The 17,822-nt window shown below is 64.8% G+C and carries 16 protein-coding genes; 7 read left to right on the top strand and 9 right to left on the bottom strand.

Annotation, left to right across the window (positions count from 1 at the left end; translation table 11 throughout):
- The coding region (locus DLM46_RS16470; protein ID WP_165847987.1) for a type 1 periplasmic-binding domain-containing protein at positions 1-615 on the bottom strand (615 nt) is incomplete at its 3' end.
- Between the two features lie 116 nt (positions 616-731).
- The gene (locus tag DLM46_RS16465; RefSeq protein ID WP_115101792.1) at positions 732-2,180 is read right to left on the bottom strand and encodes an aldehyde dehydrogenase family protein; all 1,449 of its coding nucleotides are present in this window, start codon (positions 2,178-2,180) and stop codon (positions 732-734) included.
- A gap of 172 nt (positions 2,181-2,352) precedes the next feature.
- On the opposite strand from DLM46_RS16465, the gene DLM46_RS16460 reads away from it, so the two are divergent.
- Positions 2,353-3,330 (top strand): LysR family transcriptional regulator, encoded by a 978-nt coding sequence (locus DLM46_RS16460; RefSeq protein WP_115101791.1) that lies wholly within the window; start codon positions 2,353-2,355, stop codon positions 3,328-3,330.
- A gap of 233 nt (positions 3,331-3,563) precedes the next feature.
- Positions 3,564-4,118, top strand: coding sequence for a YaeQ family protein (locus DLM46_RS16455; RefSeq protein WP_115101823.1), 555 nt, complete (start codon positions 3,564-3,566; stop codon positions 4,116-4,118).
- A gap of 76 nt (positions 4,119-4,194) precedes the next feature.
- On the opposite strand, the gene DLM46_RS16450 is transcribed toward DLM46_RS16455, so the two are convergent.
- Entirely contained in the window at positions 4,195-4,620 is a 426-nt protein-coding gene (locus tag DLM46_RS16450) for a VOC family protein (protein ID WP_115101822.1), read from the bottom strand.
- 418 nt (positions 4,621-5,038) lie between these two features.
- Here DLM46_RS16450 and ada point away from each other — a divergent pair, with 418 nt between their 5' ends.
- From ada to gshA, 3 genes are all read left to right on the top strand, one after another.
- A complete protein-coding gene (ada, locus tag DLM46_RS16445) occupies positions 5,039-6,193 on the top strand; it encodes a bifunctional DNA-binding transcriptional regulator/O6-methylguanine-DNA methyltransferase Ada (RefSeq protein WP_115101790.1) in 1,155 nt (384 codons plus the stop codon).
- A complete protein-coding gene (locus tag DLM46_RS16440; RefSeq protein WP_115101789.1) occupies positions 6,190-7,107 on the top strand; it encodes a DNA-3-methyladenine glycosylase family protein in 918 nt (305 codons plus the stop codon). Before ada ends, DLM46_RS16440 begins: the two co-directional genes overlap by 4 nt.
- A gap of 292 nt (positions 7,108-7,399) precedes the next feature.
- Positions 7,400-9,016: a glutamate--cysteine ligase gene (gshA, locus tag DLM46_RS16435; RefSeq protein ID WP_115101821.1), complete on the top strand. Its 1,617-nt coding sequence runs from the start codon at positions 7,400-7,402 to the stop codon at positions 9,014-9,016.
- A gap of 222 nt (positions 9,017-9,238) precedes the next feature.
- Here the strand turns inward: gshA and DLM46_RS16430 are convergent, their stop codons facing one another.
- On the bottom strand, positions 9,239-10,801 hold the full coding sequence (locus DLM46_RS16430) for a DHA2 family efflux MFS transporter permease subunit (protein ID WP_115101788.1): 1,563 nt from the start codon (positions 10,799-10,801) through the stop codon (positions 9,239-9,241).
- A gap of 133 nt (positions 10,802-10,934) precedes the next feature.
- A complete protein-coding gene (locus tag DLM46_RS16425; protein WP_115101787.1) occupies positions 10,935-11,489 on the bottom strand; it encodes a MarR family winged helix-turn-helix transcriptional regulator in 555 nt (184 codons plus the stop codon).
- A 252-nt stretch (positions 11,490-11,741) separates the two neighbouring features.
- Here DLM46_RS16425 and DLM46_RS16420 point away from each other — a divergent pair, with 252 nt between their 5' ends.
- Positions 11,742-12,095, top strand: a complete 354-nt coding sequence (locus tag DLM46_RS16420) for a hypothetical protein (protein WP_115101820.1) — start codon at positions 11,742-11,744, stop codon at positions 12,093-12,095.
- A 238-nt stretch (positions 12,096-12,333) separates the two neighbouring features.
- Complete coding sequence (locus tag DLM46_RS16415) at positions 12,334-13,890, top strand: efflux transporter outer membrane subunit (protein WP_115101786.1); 1,557 nt, start codon at positions 12,334-12,336, stop codon at positions 13,888-13,890.
- Positions 13,891-13,939: 49 nt separating this feature from the next.
- Here the strand turns inward: DLM46_RS16415 and DLM46_RS16410 are convergent, their stop codons facing one another.
- From DLM46_RS16410 to gspK, 4 genes are read right to left on the bottom strand one after another with little or no spacing between them, the layout of a single operon-like run.
- A complete protein-coding gene (locus tag DLM46_RS16410; protein ID WP_115101785.1) occupies positions 13,940-14,719 on the bottom strand; it encodes a type II secretion system protein N in 780 nt (259 codons plus the stop codon).
- A gap of 22 nt (positions 14,720-14,741) precedes the next feature.
- Positions 14,742-15,245 carry a type II secretion system protein M gene (locus DLM46_RS16405; protein WP_115101784.1) on the bottom strand — a complete coding sequence of 168 codons (504 nt, stop codon included), beginning with the start codon at positions 15,243-15,245 and terminating at the stop codon, positions 14,742-14,744.
- A complete protein-coding gene (gspL, locus tag DLM46_RS16400) occupies positions 15,242-16,645 on the bottom strand; it encodes a type II secretion system protein GspL (protein WP_115101783.1) in 1,404 nt (467 codons plus the stop codon). Before gspL ends, DLM46_RS16405 begins: the two co-directional genes overlap by 4 nt.
- 28 nt (positions 16,646-16,673) lie before the next feature.
- Positions 16,674-17,822, bottom strand: a complete 1,149-nt coding sequence (gene gspK / locus DLM46_RS16395; RefSeq protein ID WP_115101782.1) for a type II secretion system minor pseudopilin GspK — start codon at positions 17,820-17,822, stop codon at positions 16,674-16,676.

Raw genomic sequence — 17,822 nt, 5'->3', positions numbered from 1 at the left:
TTGCGGCGCGTCGAAGATGTTTTCCTTCTTGAAGCCGCCGGCGAGCAGCGTTTGCGTCGCGCCGTCGGTGCGCAGTTTCGCGGTCGGCAGTTCGTAGTTCGTGATGCGCAGCGCGCCGACTTCCTCAGGCTTCCAGCCGCGACGCTTCATCTCTTCGGAGATCGCCGTGCCGACCTGATTGCCGATCTTGAACGCCGACATGCCCAGATGCGGCACGTTCGCGAGCGGCTTGCCGGTCGAGTCGACCAGTTGATCGTCGACGGTGACGAACTTCATGTTGTAGCGCTTCGCGCGCGCCTGAATCGCCGGTCCGAGGCGCACGTCCGGCGCGCAGATCACGAAGCCTTTGGCGCCTTGCGCGCCGAGGTTATCGATGGCGGCCAGCACTTTTTCGCCGTCCGGCGTGCCGATGTTGACCACCGAGAAGCCGTCCTGCTGGCCGAGCGCGGTGGCGGCCTTCTGTTCGTTGATGAACCATGCCTGTTCCGGCATCTTCACGAGGAAGCCGACTTTGAGCGGCTGATCCGCGTGCGCGGAAAGTTGCGCGGCAAAGGGCGCGGCGAGGGCGGCGGCGGCCATCGCGGATAGCGTCAAACGGCGAAGCTTGCTGGTCATGTCTGTCTCCTGACGTTGAAAAGCTGCATTGATTTCGTTTAGTTGCAGCGGGGCGATGCACGGCCGGCGTCAGCCGGGACGTGGATAGGCGGACGGATGCGCGGATGTCATGACGATCAGCCCGCGACGTAGGCCGTTTTCACGGCCGTCCAGAATGCGGTGTCGGCGGCGCCGTAGGCCGACGCTTTGCGCCCGCCTGCGGGCGCGTGATGCTCGACCGCGGTGGTCGGCAGGTTGATCGTCACGAGGCCGCTCTGCACGTGACGCCGGAAATGCCGCGCGCGGGCGAGCGAGCGTGTGCAGACGCCGGCGCATAGACCGTAGGCGGTGTCGTTCGCGAGATGCAGCGCGTGGTCGTAATCGTCGGCGCGCAGCACGACGGCGAGCGGTCCGAAAATCTCTTCACGCGCGATACGGTGTTCGGGTTCGCCGATGAATAGCGCCGGCTCGAAAAAGTAGCCGCGCGTCGCGCGTTCCAGTTGCCGGCCGCCATGCAGCAATTGCGCGCCTTCCTGTTGACCGATACGCACGTAGTCGAGATCGCGCTCCAGTTGCGCGGCGTTCGCGACCGGGCCGATATCCGTGCCGTGTTTCAACGCATGATCGACAGTGAGTTTGGCGAGCTTCGCCTGCAACGCATCGACAAACGGCTCGAACACCGCGCGTTCGACAATCAGGCGCGACGCCGCAGTGCTGCGTTGACCGGTCGAGCCATATGCGCCGCTCAAGGCCGCCTCGACGGCGCCGTCGAGATCGGCATCGGCCAGCACCACGAACGGATTCTTGCCGCCCATTTCCAGCTGCACGCGCGCCTGCCGCGCGGCCGCGGCTTGCAGAACCCGCGTGCCGGTTTCCGCCGAACCGGTGAAGCTGATAGCCGCCACCAGCGGATGCGCCGCGATCCGCGCGCCGACCTGCCGGCCGCTGCCCATGACGAGATTGAAGACGCCCGCCGGCATGCCGGCGCGGCTCACGATCGTCGTCAGCGCCGCCGCGCACGCCGGTGCCGATTCGGCCGGCTTGAAGACGACGCAATTGCCGTGGGCGAGGGCGGCGCCGAGCTTCGCCGCGGCGATCGCGAGCGGCGCGCTCCACGGCGCAATGACGCCGACCACGCCGAGCGGCTCACGCGTCACGTCGATTTCGACACCGGCGCGTGCCGGGGCCGCCGGCTCGCCGAACGCGCGCACAGCCTCGGCCGCGAAAAACTTGAAGATCTGGCCGGCGCGCGTCGCTTCGGCCAAGGCTTCCGGCAAGGTCTTGCCGACTTCGCGCGCCAGCAGCCGGCCCAGCTCGTCGCGGCGCGCGAGCATCTCGCTGCCGATCGCGTCGAGCGCATCCGCGCGGCGCTGTACCGAACCCAGCGACCATTCGCGGAACGCCGCGCTCGCCGCTTCGATCGCGGCATCGGTCTGTCGCGCATCGGCGCGCACATAATCGCCGACCGGTTCGTCGAGGTCCGATGGATTGAGCGACACGCCGGTGGTCGCACCCGTCTCCCAAGCGCCGTTGATGTAATGGCGGAACGGACTTGCAACGAGGGGGACGAGCGGATCGCGATTCATCGAAGTCGAAGGGAAGACGCCACGTGAGGAAGCTCGGAAAGTTCACGAATGGTATGAGCCGCCCCAATAACTTTCCAATCCCTTTTTTGGCTATCGCGATATCAATTCCGGTATGGCATGATGAAGCCTTCGCACCAGCAGACGGCCTCGAGCCGCTTAATGGAGACAGGCCATGACCCGCAGCTACTCGAACTGGTTCGTGCGCGCGCGGCTGAAGACGCGTCAGTTGCTGTTACTAGCGGCGATGGAAGAGGAGGGCAACGTCCGGCGCGCCGCCGACGTGCTCGGCATGACGCAACCCGCCGCGTCGCGTCTTCTGAAAGAGCTGGAAGACATGCTGGAGGTGAGTCTGTTCGACCGCACGCCGCATGGCATGCACGCCACGCTGTACGGCGAAGTGATGATCCGCCACGCGCGCATGGTGCTGTCGAACCTGAGCCACGCGCACGACGAAATCTCGGCCTTGCGCGCCGGTCTGGCGGGCCAGGTGCGCATCGGCGTGATCGCCGCCGCCGCCGCAACGATGGTGCCGCGCGCGATCGCCAGCGTGAAGGAGCGCTATCCGCAATTGCAAATTTGGGCGGAAGTGGAAACCTCCGACGTGATGCTGCCGAGAATCGCAGAAGGCGAACTGGACATCATGGTCGGCCGCGTGCTGGAACGGCAGAATCAGTTCAAAACCGAGATTCGCTATGAACCGCTCGCCGACGAACCGCTGTGCGTGGTCGCGCGTCCCGGTCATCCTCTCGAAAATGAAACAGGTTTGACACTGCGGGGTATCGTCAACGCGAGTTGGGTTTTGCATCCGCCGGGCAGCGTTTTGCGCCATCGTTTCGATCTGATGTTTTCGCAAATCGGGCTGAATCCGCCGCAAAACGTGGTCAATACCAACAATTTTCTGGCGATTTCGAGCCTGCTGCTGCAAAGCGACATGCTTGCGGTTTTACCCGACGAAGTGGCGCGTCAATACCAACAGTACGGTGTCATGAAGCGGGTGCCGATCGATTTACCGTACAGAATGGATACATTCGGTATCATCACGCGCCAGTCGCACCTGCTTTCACCGGCGGCCTCCGTCGTGCTCGAAGCCTTGCGGGAAGCCGCTGTCGAGGTTTACGGCACCCCCTTCGGACCGGCAGTGGCGCGATAAATGCTTCTCCCGTTGCAGAAAGCAGCCGGTCGCGCTGTCTGATTGACCGCATTCAGACAGCGCACCGCGGCCCGTCGGCCGCACGTTTCGCTGCGATCCGAACCGCAGCGGAACGCCGGCATTCGGCACGGGAGAGGCAAGCGATGTACAAACAACACCGAAAACGGCAACGCGCCGTCGACGATTCTTTTTCTGTTCGCTCCGCTGGAGCGAACGCCTGGTATAGCAACGGCATGGCTCTCAAATCGACGATTTACAAGGCGGAACTCCAGATCGCCGACATGGACCGGCACTACTACGCCGACCATTCGCTGACGATCGCCCGCCATCCCTCGGAAACCGACGAGCGGATGATGGTGCGCGTCGCCGCGTTCGCGCTGTTCGCACAGGAACGGCTCGAATTCTGCAAAGGCTTGTCGGATGTCGACGAACCGGACCTGTGGCAAAAGGACCTGACCGGCGCGATCGAAACCTGGATCGAAGTCGGCCAGCCGGACGAACGGCGCATCGCCAAGGCGAGCGGCCGCGCGAACGAAGTGATCGTGATCGCTTACGGCGGCCGCACCTCGGACATCTGGTGGCAAGGCGTGAAGAACAAGGTCGAGCGGATGCGCAATGTGACGGTGTGGACACTCGACGAAGACGTCGCCGCCGCACTCGGCTCGCTTGCCGAACGCACGATGCGTCTGCAATGCACCGTGCAGGACGGCGAAGCATGGCTCGGCAGCGCCGAGGCGGACGCGGTGCCGATCAAGTGGACGGTGTTGAAGGCGCCGGCTGACGCCTGATTGCATTACGTGAAGGCGCCTTCCGCGCCTGCACCTGCGTTTTCCGCTGCCTCGGCGCTCAACAACGACGGCGTGCCTACAGCGAGGTCATTCGCGCCGCTTCCGGCGGCCCTTTCAGCTCGACCATATTGCCCTCCGGATCGAACAGATACAGCGATGGACCGAAGCCGTCCGCGCCGTAGCGCAGCGCCGTTTCGCCAAGCCGCGCGCCGTGTTCGGTCAGATGCGCCTTGAGCGCGTCGACATCGAACGGTTCGATCCGCAAACACACGTGGTCCATGTTGCGTCCCGCGCCGGGTGTGCCGTTTTCGGCGTGGTCGAGCTTTGCGCCGACCTGCAACAGGTCGATCAACGAGCGCCCGGCGCGCAACTGCGTCAAGCCCAGATCGCGCTGCTCCTTCTCTACGCTGCAACCGAGCACGTCGCAATAGAAACGCGCCATCCGCGCTACGTCCGCCGCTCGAATGACGATGTGATCGATCTCGCGAATGTGGATTTTCATGTCGAACGCCCCTTGCATGGTTCGCTGAACGGATGAGTAGCCAGTGTAGGAGGAAAGAGTGGCGCCGTGATGGCAGCGTGCAGTCCGTCATCGATCACCCGCAAAGGGACGGATCAGGACACGACAGATGAAAGGTACGGGCGAAAAAAAGCCCGCTCTATGTGGAGCGGGCTGAATCCATATCAGGAGGAGACATGGAGGAGACAAGTACTAATATACACATGGGCTTGGTGCGACGCAATAACTTTTTAAGGGAAAACCCGATATCGTGCCAAATTGTCGCACTTCGCGGCAAAACGACCGCCTGGAACGGCTTCCGGCCTACGAGCAAGCGCAATGACAGAGCAAGGACCGGAGCGTAGTGTGTCGGCATGCGGCTTACATTGGTGAGCATCGACACTGCCTTTCCGGAACCATCATGAACCGCACCGACCACACCGCTGTCCCCCGTTGGTCCTCCGACGCCGAGCGCTGGGACGCCGTCAACCGCCGCGATCCGCAGGCCGACGGCGCGTTCTTCTATGGCGTCAAAACCACCGGCGTGTTCTGCCGCCCGTCGTGCGCGTCGCGTCAGCCGCGCCGTGAAAACGTCGATTTCTTCGCTGACGCGGACGCCGCGCGCGCCGCGGGCTATCGCGAATGCAAGCGCTGCCAGCCCGGCGGCCTGCCGCGCGAGCGCGAGATTGTCAATCGCGCCTGCGCCGCGCTCGACGCCGATCCGCAACAACGCCTCACGCTCGCGCAGTTGAGCGACGCCGTGCACGTCAGCCCGTTTCACTTGCAGCGCCTCTTCAAGCGCGTGGTGGGCGTCTCGCCGCGTCAGTATCAGGCCGCCAGGCGCGGCGCCGCCTTGCGCGAGGCGCTCCAGCGCGGCTCGGACGTCACCCGCGCCACGCTCGACGCCGGCTTCGGTTCGCCGTCGCGGATGTACGACAGCGCGTCGGCCGAATTGGGCATGGCGCCGTCCGCGTTTCGCCGCAAGGGCGCCGGCTCGACCGTGCGCTACGCCAGCGCGCCGACTTCGCTCGGCTTCGTGCTGGTGGCCGCCACCGACAAGGGCATCTGCAAGATCGGTTTCGGCGACGCCGCCGCGGCGCTCGCCGACGAACTGCGCAGCGAGTTTGCCAATGCCGAACTGGTCGAGGATCCGGCGCGGCTTGCTCCGTTCATCGCGCAAGTGGAGGCCTATTTGCACGGCACGCGCCAGCGCTTCGATCTGCCGCTCGATATCGCCGCAACCGCCTTCCGGCAGCGCGTGTGGGACGCGCTGCGGCGCATTCCGTATGGCGAGACGCGCAGCTATTCGGAAATCGCCGAAGCGGTCGGTTCCCCCCGCGCCGTGCGCGCGGTGGCGAGCGCGTGCGCGACGAATCCGGTCGCCCTGGCGATTCCTTGCCATCGTGTGGTGCAGAAGAGCGGGGCGCTGGCGGGCTATCGCTGGGGACTGCCGCGCAAGGCTGCGCTGCTCGACAACGAAGCGCAACATGCGCACGACGAACACGACGCCGCCGGCCGGGAACGCAAGACCGCCGTCATTGCCGACGCTACCACCAACCTGGACCATGCCGCGTGAGCACGCTTGACGAAGTCGCAACACTCGAACTGCCGTTCAAACCTCCCTTCGACTGGCCGCGGCTGCTGCGCTTTTTCGGCGGACGCGCAACGCCGGGCGTCGAAGCGGTCGAAGACGGCGCTTATCGCCGCGCCATCGATTGGGCCGGCGACAGCGGCACCCTGACCGTGCGTCTGCATCCGCGCAAGCGCTGCATCGTCGCGAGCATCGAGGGTCTCGTGAGCCGTCACGCGGACGCGCTCGCCGCGCCGATCGCGAAGATGTTCGACCTGCACGCCGATCCGAACAAGATCGGCGCGGAACTCGCCGCCGACCCGTGGCTCGCGCCTTTGATCGAATCGGTGCCGGGCCTGCGCGTGCCGGGTGCGTGGTCGGGCTTCGAACTGGTGGTGCGCGCGATCGTCGGCCAGCAGGTCAGCGTGAAGGCCGCGACCACCATCATCGGGCGGCTGGTGCAACGCGCCGGCGAACGCATCGAGGGTCATCCGCATGAGAACACCGCGTGGCGCTTTCCGACGCCCGCCGCGCTGGCGGCGGTGGATCTCGAAAAGATCGGCATGCCGGGTAAACGCGTAGCCGCGTTGCAAGGCTTCGCGCACGCGGTGGCGTCGGGCGACGTGCCGCTCGACAGCAGCGTGGCCGACGCCACCAGCCTGCGCGCCGCGTTGCTCGCGCTGCCTGGCATCGGCCCCTGGACGGTCGAGTACGTCGCCATGCGCGCATGGCGCGACGCCGACGCGTGGCCCGCATGGGACCTCGTGTTGATGCAGGCAATCTGCGCGCGCGATCCGTCGCTCGTGCGGCCCACCCAGCAGCGTGCCCGCACCGACACGTGGCGGCCGTGGCGTGCGTATGCGGCGATGCATCTATGGAACGAGGTGGCAGACCGGGCCGGCGCCGCGCGCGGCGGCTAACCCGCGGCTAACCCGGTCTCAGCCGTGCAAGCCCCGCCAGCCGGGGCGAGCCGGGGAGCACCGCGGATCGCCCCGGCTGGCGCGTGAAAGGTAGAGTGAGCGGGTCGCCGCCAGGCCGATTCGGCCGGAAAATAGAGCGGCTCGAGTGCCGCGAAGCGGCCTCAAGCAGCCGTCGTGGCGAGATGTTAAAGTGCCCGCTACCTGAAAATTCCGCCGAACGTTGTCAACCGCCAGCGCTGCATCGAGTGCAGACACGCGGCACATGGCGGCCGACAACGCCCGACTTGCATCGATGCCAAACAACACACCTTCCCGCACGACCGACGCGTTCTTGCACCGCCTGTCCACGCTGAGCTCCGGCCCGCAGCGCGACGCGCTGATCCGCGGCCTGCGCGGCATCGAAAAGGAAAGCCTGCGCGTGACGCACGACGGCCAGCTCGCGCTGACCCCGCACCCGCGCGCGCTCGGTTCGGCGCTCACACACCCGTCGCTCACCACGGACTATTCCGAAGCGCTGCTCGAACTGATTACCCCGGCGGAGCACGACGCCGCCATCACGCTCGAGAAACTCGACGTGCTGCATCGTTTCGTCTACGCCGAACTCGGCGACGAAATTCTGTGGAACGACTCGATGCCGGGCCTGTTGCCCGATCAGGACGAGGGCATTCCGATCGCGCAATATGGCACCTCGAATATCGGCAAGCTGAAGTACGTGTACCGCGTCGGCCTCGCGCTCCGTTACGGCCGCACGATGCAGTGCATTGCGGGCGTCCACTACAACTATTCGCTGAACGAAGAAGTGTGGCGGCTGTTGCATGCCGACCAGCAGTCCACCGCGAACGCCGTCGATTTCCAGTCCGAACGTTATCTCGCGCTGATCCGCAATTTCCGCCGCACCAACTGGCTGCTGATGTATCTGTTCGGCGCGTCGCCGGCGCTGGATCGCCGCTTCCTGCGCGGCCGGAAACACAGGCTCGAGACGTTCGACGCCGACACGCTGTACCGCCCGTACGCCACCAGCTTGCGCATGAGCGATCTCGGTTATTCGAACACCACCGCGCAAGCCGCACTGCATGCCGACTACGACACGCTGCCGGGCTACCTCGACGCCCTCGCGAAGGCCGTGAGCCAGCCGTATCCCGCGTATGAGGCAATCGGCACGCAGCGCGATGGCGAGTGGGTACAGATCAACACGAATGTGTTGCAGATCGAAAACGAGTTCTACTCGACGATCCGGCCCAAGCGCGTCACCTATTCCGGCGAGCGTCCGCTGCATGCGCTGGCCGCGCGTGGCGTGCAATACGTCGAAGTGCGCTGCATGGATATCGATCCGTTCGAGCCGATCGGTATTTCACTGGAAACCGCGCGGTTTCTCGATGCCTACCTGCTGGTCTGCGCCCTCGACGAGAGCGCGCCGTTGCCTCCCGACGCCTACGCCGAAGCGAATCAGAACTTCGGCCGCGTGACGATGGAAGGGCGCAAGCCGGGGCTCGAACTGACGCGCAACGGCCAAACGATTGCGATGACGGATTGGGCGAACGAACTGCTCGTCAAGATCGACGCGGCCGCAGCGACGCTCGATGCGTTGCAGGGCGGCGACGCGCATACGCGCGCCGTGGCGGTTCAACGCGCGAGGCTGGCGGACCCGTCGTCGACGCCGTCGGCGCGCGTGCTGCAAGCCATGCGCGACAAGCAGCAGAGCTTCCTGGCATTCGGCCTCGAACAAAGCGAGGCGCATGCCGCGCATTTTCGTGCGCGTCCGCTGGATGCCGCGCAAATGAAGGCGTTCGCCGAACTCGCCGCGCAGTCGCTTGCGGAGCAGACCAAACTCGAACAGCAGGGAGTGGGTTCGTTCGACGCATTCGTCGCGGCTTACCGGGCGTATACGTTGAACCGGTTTAGCGTTTGAACGGCGCGAAGCTGGATGCGAATAAGGCGGCCATCGAGGCCGCTTTTTTATTGCTCGCAGGTAACCTCTGCGCGCGGCCGAGCGGCGCGAAACCATCGCAGCCTGTCTCATCGCCGATGCACCCGGATACCTTACAGGGCCAATCGATCCTGGGAACGAATCGCGAGTCGCGCATCGATAACGCAGTGAAGCGGGAAGGCAACGCCGTGGGCAAAAATGGCATCAGTGTCCCGTCGAAGGCCCGACCCCCTTGCGCGGTTTAGTCATCCAAACCAGCGCCGCCAGCGCAACAAACGCTGCACAGGAAATCCGGAAGAAATCATTGGTTGCCATCATATAGGCCTGAGCCGTGACGACCTGATTCAACTGCGCGGTGATCCCGTCGCCCGAGAGCCCGAGGCCCGCCAGCGCATTCGTATAAGAATTGGTATTGGCCGCGTAAGCATTCACCGAATCGGTCAACATCGCGTGATGGTAAATCGTGTCGTTCTCCCAGTACGTGGTGCTGATCGCCGTCCCAATCGCCCCCGACAAAGTCCGAAAGAAGTTAGATAAACCAGAGGCACTGGCCAGCCGCTCATCCGATACGCTGGACAGCGTAATCGTGGTCATCGGCACAAAGAAACAGGCGACCCCGATGCCTTGCACCAGCCGCGGCCAGATCACATGATTGAACGGCACATCGAGCGTAAAAGTCGAATTCCAGAACGACACAAGAGCAAACACGATGAACGCAAAACTCGCCACGATCCGCAGATTGAGCCGATGCATATTTCGCCCGATCAAAGGCGACAGGAACAGTGCGAGCAAGCCGACCGGCGCAGTGGCAAGTCCGGCAAGCCCGGCGGTATAGCCCATTACCGTCTGCAACCAGAGCGGGAAAATCACCACCGACCCGAAGAACGCCATAAAGCCGAACGAGATAATCACCACGCCGAGCGCGAAATTGCGATCCTTGAAGAGCGACAGATCGACGACGGGCTCTTTCTCGGTCATCTCCCACACCAGCATGAACGCGATCGACACTACCGCGACAATCGCCAGTGCAACGATAAACGTCGAGTTGAACCAGTCGCGATCCTTACCCAGGTCGAGCATCATCTGCAGGCACGCCACGCCGATCACGAGTAACGACAGGCCGACTGCGTCGATGCGCTGTCTGGTGATTTTCGTCTCGCGGCCACGCAGCAGCAGGAACGCGCACACCGCTGAAAACACGCCGATCGGCACGTTGATGTAGAAGATCCACGGCCACGTGTAGTTGTCGGTGATATAGCCTCCCATCACGGGCCCGAATATCGGTGCGCAGATCACGGTCATGGCCCAGAGACCCAATGCTAGCCCGCGCTTTTCCGGCGGATAGGAGCGCATCAGAATCGTCTGCGAGAGCGGGACCATCGGCCCGGAAACGAGCCCTTGCATGAGCCGGAACGCGATCAGCGACTCGAAGTTGTGCGCGAAGCCGCACAGCGCCGACGCGATCGTGAAGAGCAGCACCGACAAGGTAAACAGCCGCACTTCGCCGACCCGCCGTGCGAGCCAGCCGGTCAGCGGCACCGCGATCGCCGAGGCCACCGAATACGACGAGATGACCCAGGTGCCCTGGCTGGTCGCCACGCCGAGGCTGCCGGAAATGGTCGGCACCGCGACGTTCGCAATCGATGTATCGAGCACTTCCATGAAGGTGCCGAGCGCAAGACCGACGGTGAGCAAAGCCAGCGCGCCGCCTTTGAGCGCAGCGGGTTCGGCGGCGGGTAGGGCAGCGGCGGAAGCCGTGGCAGCCATGTGTTTCTCCTCAGCCGGGAAAGCTTGTCGCGGCACCTTTATCGCGCGCGCCGAATGGTGCGCTTACATGCCGGATCACCCTCTGCCCAGACAGATATTTGCAAATAATGGCGCGTTCAAAAGCGCCGCTTGGTTACCGCTCGCCGTGTTCCGGCGGCACCGCTTCAGGTGATTCCTCTGCTGATTCTTCCGACGATTCTGACGAAGGTCCGAGCCCGCACGCAGTGCTCGCGCCCGCGCCGATGCCGTTGGCGATGAAACGGCGCAGCAGGTCGAGCAACACGGCATGGTCCGCTGCGGAAAACCCGCGCAACTGCTCGTTCAACACCGCCGCACCCAATCCAGGCAATTGACGCGCGGCTTCGTGGCCTTGCGGCGTCAACTCCAGCTTGACCATCCTGCGATCGGCGTCGCTACGCGTACGGACCACAAAGCCTTTCTTTTCAAGGCGATCCAGCAGCCGGGTCATCGATCCGCTGTCGTATGACATGACCCGCGACAGCTCGAACGGCGTGTTCGCGCGCCGCGCCGAGAGCAGCAGGATCACACCGATCTGCTGGGCAGTCAGCCCCAGCGGTTTGACCGCGCGATCCATCCGCTCGACGAGCACGTTTCGCGCTTTCGTCAGGTAATAGCCGAGACTCGATTCGAGGTGAATCTCATCCGCGTTGTAGGGACCGTCGGTCATCGTGTATCCAGGGGGACATCGCCAGCACAACGGATTTTAGCTGCCTAAGCAGACACGTCAAATTTGATTTTGTGACAAGTGGACGGTGGAAAAACAACATCGCCGTTTGCTGCGACGCAAAGTATCCTGAAATTTAATTGCATGGTCAATATTATTATAGGCAACGAGTTACGTGCAATCCGCGCCACCCGAGACTATGTTCTGACCGATTGTCTGCACGCTACGTGTGTGGTGTGCAAAAAGGATTCCCCGATGCTGTACCTGAAAAACTCCCTTGGCGGCTTGAGCCGCTCCTTGACCGATTCCGCGCTGAACAGCTTTCAAGGCCCGCATCGCTGGTGGAAACTCGCGTTGTTTGCCGTGCTGTTTGTGCTTCCCGGAGGGTCGGTGGGGATGATGGTGTTTGCCTGGGTTGAGCATCGGCGGGGGCAGAAGGGAGGGTCTTCCATCACTGCGCCAGTGGAGTTGGCGGGTTCCGTCGTGGCGGCGAAGAAGGTCGCTGGGGCGGTGATTTCAGTTGGCACCTGCCGGACACACGGCGATGCCCCGTGTCGCGCGGCTGCCGGTAAACAGGCTCGGCAAGCGAGCACCGATTTGCGCGGTTGATCTCTGCGCGGTTAATTTCTGTTTTCTGGTGGAGTTGCCGCGCAAGCCAAAAACCCGTAACACCACGTAACCGTCCCGTCACCCTAAGTAACACACCACCTACCTCCCGCGCATTACCCTTTCAGTTTCCCGCGTCCTGGCGGGCCCATACGCTAACATTCCAGCAGAGCCATGATCTCGTCCAGCTGGCGGTGCCGCCAATGGCCGCACCGTGGCGTCCAGAAGGAATCCATTGCACATGCAGTTTGATCGAATCGCGCGCGCGCGGACCATTGCGCCGCGTGCCCTGACCCTCGCCGTGGCGGCGGCGCTCGCCACCGTACTGGCCGGCTGCGCGGTCGGCCCCGACTACGAGCGGCCGGCTGCCCAGATTCCCGCCTCGTACAAGGAAGCCGCACCTGGCTGGAAAGTCGCTCAACCGGCCGATCAACAAGACCGCGGCGACTGGTGGACCATCTACGAAGACCCACAGCTCAACGCGCTCGAAGACAAGCTGAACGCATCGAACCAGACCATTGCCCAGTTCGCCGCCGCTTACCGGCAGGCGCGGGCGCTGGTCGGCGAAGCGCGGGCGGCCTATTTCCCGACCGTAGGCGCATCCACGGGCGCGACACGTTCCGGCAACGGCTCGTCGTCCACCAGTTCGAGCAGCTCCCGCGTCAGCAACAGCTTCAACGTCCAGCTCCAGGCAAGCTGGGAGCCGGATCTGTGGGGCTCGGTGAGCCGCTCCGTCAACGCCCAGAAAGCTGGCCAGCAGAGCGCCGCCGCCGATCTCGCGAACGCCCGGCTATCCGCTCAGGCCACGCTCGCGCAGACCTACTTCTCGCTGCGCTCGCTCGATGCCACCCAAAAACTCCTCGACGAAACCGTCGCGGCCTATCAGCTCTCGCTGCAACTCACGATAAACCGGTATGCGACAGGCGTGGCCGCACGCTCGGACGTGATTCAGGCACAAACACAGCTGCAATCGGCACAAGCTTCCGCAATCGACAACGGCGTCCAGCGCGCCCAGGACGAACACGCCATCGCCGTGCTCATCGGCGAACCGGCTTCGACCTTCTCGATTCCGCCGACGCCGCTCACCGCCACGCCGCCCGATGTTCCCGAGCAAATGCCGTCGGCGCTGCTCGAGCGGCGCCCGGATATCGCATCGGCTGAGCGCAAGGCGGCGGCGGCGAACGAACAGATCGGCGTCGCGATTGCGGCGTTCTTCCCGACGCTGACGCTGTCGGCCACCGGCGGCTTCCAAAGCTCGGTGCTCTCGCAATTGCTGACGGTGCCGTCGCGGTTCTGGACGCTCGGCCCGCAACTCGCCGCGACGATCTTCGATGCCGGCTTGCGCCAGGCAAAGACCGAAGCCGCGCGCGCCACCTACGATCAGGACGTCGCGAGTTATCGTCAATCGGTGCTAGCCGCATTCCAGGATGTCGAGGACAACCTGGCGTCACAGCGCATCCTCGCCCAGGAAATCGTCGTGCAACAGCAAGCGGTGGAGTCGGCCCGCCAGGCGCTGGCCATCGTTACGAACGAGTACAAGGCGGGTACGGTCGGCTACATCAACGTGCTGACCGCGCAGACCACGGCCTTCACGGCCGAGCAGAAGCTGCAAAGCATCGCCGGGCAGCGGATGGTGTCGTCGGTCGGTTTGGTGAAGGCGCTGGGCGGCGGCTGGGATGTCTCGCAGATGAATCGCGAAACCGGCGGCGTCGCGGCACCCGCGCCGCTGCCCGCGTCGTCGGCCACGCCGGTGGCGCAAAGCGGCACCGCCTCGCCGCAACAAGCGCCGAGCAACTAGGCCCGCTCGTCACGCCAGCAACCGCGCGACCGCACGCCTCAGGCAGGCTTCAGTGCGCGAACGTCAACGTGACCGTATCCGGCCCGCTCGGCCGCCCCAGCAGATTCAGCAATCCCGCGAGGTTGTCGCGCGCTTCCGGCGCGGCGCTGGCCGTGCCGCGGAACAACGTCGAGACGGCCGACACAGTGCCGTTGCCAGTCAGCATCAGCGGGCCCTTGAGCGTCGTCAGATCGATCGTGGACGACACACCTTGCGCCTGGAACAGCAGCCGATACGACCCGAGCGGCTTGACCAGGGACACACGCGAACTGACGTCGTTCAGCGTCACGGTCAGCTGGCCGAACGCTTCCCTGTTGAAGCTGCGCCAGTCCGACCATGACAGCCGCACGTCGCCTTGCAGATCGAGCGTATTGAACGGTGCGCCCAAGCCGGTCAGCAGCGAAGCCGGCACGCCGATCGTGCCTTGCGTGACGGTCGCGCCGCGCGGGCTGGCGTCGACGGTGATCGGATCGGGCATCACTTCGCTTTGCCGCATGGTCATGCGCACGCGGCCGGTGAAGAGCGGCCAGAACGCCGTGCGCCATTCGATCCGTCCGGGCAGCAGCGTCGCCGCACTCAGGTCGGAGCCGGCGGCGAGCATCAGCGTCGCCGAGCCGTGCCACAGCGAGCCGGCAGGATCGACAAGATTGACATGACTGCGGGTCAGTTTGGCGAATTGCGGGGTGATCCAGGCGGCCGGCAACAACGCGAGCATGACGGCGGCGCTCGACAGCACGGCGACCGCCAGCCAGGGCAGCGCGGCGCGCAGGCGCCGCATCCAGAAAGTCATGCGGGATCCTGTGACTGCGCGGTCATTTGACGGTCGACGGCTGCAACGACGCCGTCAGATCCACCTGGCCGTCTTCCTTGAGCGCGGTCACATGGGCCTCCGCGACCTGAACCTTGAACTGCTTGCGCACATCGTCGACCCAGCTCGTCCACGCCGGAAACGACGCGTTTTTCATCTGGATCTGCACCGCGTTGCCGATCACCTGCACCTGGGTCGGGGCAAGGCCATGATCGTTGAGCGATGCGGTGAGCGCGTCCTTCAGCGCACCGCCGGTCGGCGCGACGCCTTGAGCCGCCGCGGACAGTTGCCGCGCTTCATTGGCCTGCGCGGTCATCTGGGCCAACTTGAGCTGCATTGTGGGCAGCGATTCGCGCAGATGAGCACGGCCGTCCTGCGCCGGCGACCACAGCACCGACCACGCGATCACCACCCCCAACACCGCGCCGCCCCACGTCAGCAGCATTTTTTCGCGCTCGGTGCGCTGCGCCCAGAATCCAGCCCACGATTGGGCGAGTTCAGCTTTCATTGTCCGTTCCTGATGGTCCACTTGCCGGTATTGCTGTCGATCGCGCCGTTCAGACCGTTGCGCGCAAGGCGTTTCGCGAAATCGGGATCGACCTTGATCTCAGGCTTGAAGGCGACATCGAGCCGGCGGTCGTGATAATCGAGCGCGGCGATGCCGTTGACCGGAACGGCTCCCAACGACCGCGCGAGACGGTCCGCCAGCGACAGGAAATCGTCCGGCGACAGTTCGCCCGCCGCCACGCGCAGCTGCTGCAGCTGGCGCGACATCTGATCGGGTGCATCGAGCACGACGGTCGTTTTCGGGAAGGCGTTGAGCAGCAGTTCGGTCATCTGCGTGTTGATCGCGTCGCGCTGACGCGCGAGCATCAGCCACTGCACGTTCGCACCGACGATCGCGACCACGAGCGCGCCGAGCGCCAGCAGCACCGGCAGGCGCAGGCGCCGCAGCGTCGCGCGGTCGAGGCGCCACGGCTGCGAAGCGAATTCAAATTGGCAGAGGTCGAGGCGGCAATCCAGCGCACGCCGCGCGAGTTGCTCGAACGGCAGCGGACTTGCCCCGTGCACATGGGCCGCAAGTCTCGCCGGGCTGGTCTCGGCGAGAATCGGCTCGTTGCCCGGCACCTCGGTCAGCATATACAGCGTGACCGGGGCCGCGCCCGCCAGCGCGGCGAGCGTCGCGTTCACCGCGCTGGCCGGCACCGCCAGCCCCTCGCCCTGCACGCCGCGCGCGATCGCCAGTTCGACGCGCGGTGCGCCGGTTTCGATCGCACCTTCGAGCAGCAGCGCCGGCGCGGTCTGAACCACTGCGCCCAGTACGGCCGCCACCATCGGTACCGCCGGCGCGATCCCGGGCGCAACCGCAGCTGCGGCGCCGGGCGCCGCTGTCGCCGCGCTGGCCGGGCCCGCCGGGTCGCCTGCAGCGACTGTTTCAGCGACTTCAACGGGCGTATCGAGCGCGGCCGCTTGCGGCAGGCAGCGGGTCACCGGCACGGCGCGCAAGCTGCGGTGTCCGGCAGCGGCGAAGCCTTCGCAGATGAAGCGGAACCAGCCGCGGTCGATGATCGCGAGCAATTGCCGGCCGTTTGCGAGCGGTTGCGGATCGACAGCGATGTGACAGGTTTGAGGATCCTGGATCAGTTGATCCTCGACGATGTTGGGCAGCGCCTGACGTAACCGCGGTCCGCGCAGCGGCGGCAGCGCGGCGGGCATCATCAGCAGGTCGCGCGCGGCGACCATCAGCACCGTCGACGAAGCGCGCGGCAGCAGCGCGAGCGCCGAGCGGCCTGCGCGTTGGGTGCGGCCCGACTTGTCGAGCAGCAGGAACGGCAGCTCCGGTAGTTGCCATTCCTGCGATGGCACCGCCGGGTCGCGCGGCGGCAGTAGGACGATCAGCGTGCTCAAAGGCCACTCTCTCGGGAAAAAGCGTTACTCATAGTTCGTCTTGTACCCGCACGATACGCGTAGTGTGAGTCAATGCGTCGCGATAGACGAGGGTCGTGCGGTCCACGTGCGCACGTTCGTGCTGCACGCGGCCGTGGATCAGAAAGTAGTTCGTGTTGACGTCGAGTTCGCTCGTATCGGTCGACACCGACTGCAAGCCGGCGCCGCGCAACGCGAGCTGCACATCGGCGGCGTTACGGAAAAACACCGTCTGCCGCCGCGCGACGAGGGCCTGCGCGCTCGACAGGTTCAGGCCGGGCACGACCGCCGCGATGACTTCGGCTGAGGCCGTGTTCATGTTGACCGCCGACGGCGTCGGCAGCACGGTGACGAACGGACGCAAGCGCGCGACCATCTCCTGCGTGTAGCCGGGAATGTCGAGCAGCGAATCGACGCTGGTCATTTGCAGCGGCGCGACCGCCGCGTTCTCGTTGCTGTCTTCGATACCGGGGTTGTCGGTGTAATTGCTGCCGCCGGTCGCGCCGCCCTGGATGGACGGGGTCGCCGGCGTGCCGGTGAGGGACGTGACGGTTTGAAAACGTGTCGCCGAATGAGCGAGGCTCGCGCGCATCTGGACGGCGGTGTTTTTCGCCAGTTGGCTGTTCACACCGAGTGAGACAAGCAGACGCTGGTAGGCAGCAACCTGGTCCAGGTTCAATTGCAACACGCCTGGGGCTGGGCTTGCTACCAGATTGCGGAGGTTGAATTTCGCCTGGGCGTCTTCGATCGAACCTGACAGGTAGGTTGCCGCGCCTCGCTCGGCTCTGCCTTCGCCGATCTGGCCGAGGAAATCCGACAGCCGGGTTTTGGCGATGGGGACGCCCCACAGGCCACCCAGGTAGGTAATTCCTGCGGAGGTGTCGCCTTCCGAACGGAGGATCAGGCGCGTCCAGTCCAGCGCGCCTCTTGCCACCCATTGGGCTTGCGACAGCAGGCGCTGGTTTTCTATCCTCCGGATCTGGACTTGCTGGCGCCAGAGCATGCCGGAGACCAATATCGCCGATAGCGCGACGACCAGCAGCGCGCTGATGATGGCTGCGCCTTGCTGCTTTGCCCGCGGCGCAGGCAAACGCGGAGCGGGCAAAGACAACGGCGAGGAAGAAGCAGACCGTCGCGGAGACAACCAAGAGAACTTCAT

It is taken from the genome of Paraburkholderia lacunae (assembly GCF_003353175.1).
Taxonomy (GTDB): Bacteria; Pseudomonadota; Gammaproteobacteria; order Burkholderiales; family Burkholderiaceae; genus Paraburkholderia; species Paraburkholderia lacunae.
This window is presented reverse-complemented; position numbering and strand designations above follow the sequence as displayed.

Excerpts from the sequence above, each read along its gene's own strand:
- DLM46_RS16460 (WP_115101791.1), top strand. The coding sequence starts at position 2,353 with ATGACCCGCAGCTACTCGAACTGGTTCGTGCGCGCGCGGCTGAAGACG.
- DLM46_RS16430 (WP_115101788.1), bottom strand. The coding sequence starts at position 10,801 with ATGGCTGCCACGGCTTCCGCCGCTGCCCTACCCGCCGCCGAACCCGCT.
- DLM46_RS16450 (WP_115101822.1), bottom strand. The coding sequence starts at position 4,620 with ATGAAAATCCACATTCGCGAGATCGATCACATCGTCATTCGAGCGGCG.
- DLM46_RS16415 (WP_115101786.1), top strand. The coding sequence starts at position 12,334 with ATGCAGTTTGATCGAATCGCGCGCGCGCGGACCATTGCGCCGCGTGCC.
- ada (WP_115101790.1), top strand. The coding sequence starts at position 5,039 with ATGAACCGCACCGACCACACCGCTGTCCCCCGTTGGTCCTCCGACGCC.
- DLM46_RS16465 (WP_115101792.1), bottom strand. The coding sequence starts at position 2,180 with ATGAATCGCGATCCGCTCGTCCCCCTCGTTGCAAGTCCGTTCCGCCAT.
- DLM46_RS16425 (WP_115101787.1), bottom strand. The coding sequence starts at position 11,489 with ATGACCGACGGTCCCTACAACGCGGATGAGATTCACCTCGAATCGAGT.
- DLM46_RS16420 (WP_115101820.1), top strand. The coding sequence starts at position 11,742 with ATGCTGTACCTGAAAAACTCCCTTGGCGGCTTGAGCCGCTCCTTGACC.
- DLM46_RS16410 (WP_115101785.1), bottom strand. The coding sequence starts at position 14,719 with ATGACTTTCTGGATGCGGCGCCTGCGCGCCGCGCTGCCCTGGCTGGCG.
- DLM46_RS16455 (WP_115101823.1), top strand. The coding sequence starts at position 3,564 with ATGGCTCTCAAATCGACGATTTACAAGGCGGAACTCCAGATCGCCGAC.
- gshA (WP_115101821.1), top strand. The coding sequence starts at position 7,400 with ATGCCAAACAACACACCTTCCCGCACGACCGACGCGTTCTTGCACCGC.
- DLM46_RS16405 (WP_115101784.1), bottom strand. The coding sequence starts at position 15,245 with ATGAAAGCTGAACTCGCCCAATCGTGGGCTGGATTCTGGGCGCAGCGC.
- gspK (WP_115101782.1), bottom strand. The coding sequence starts at position 17,822 with ATGAAGTTCTCTTGGTTGTCTCCGCGACGGTCTGCTTCTTCCTCGCCG.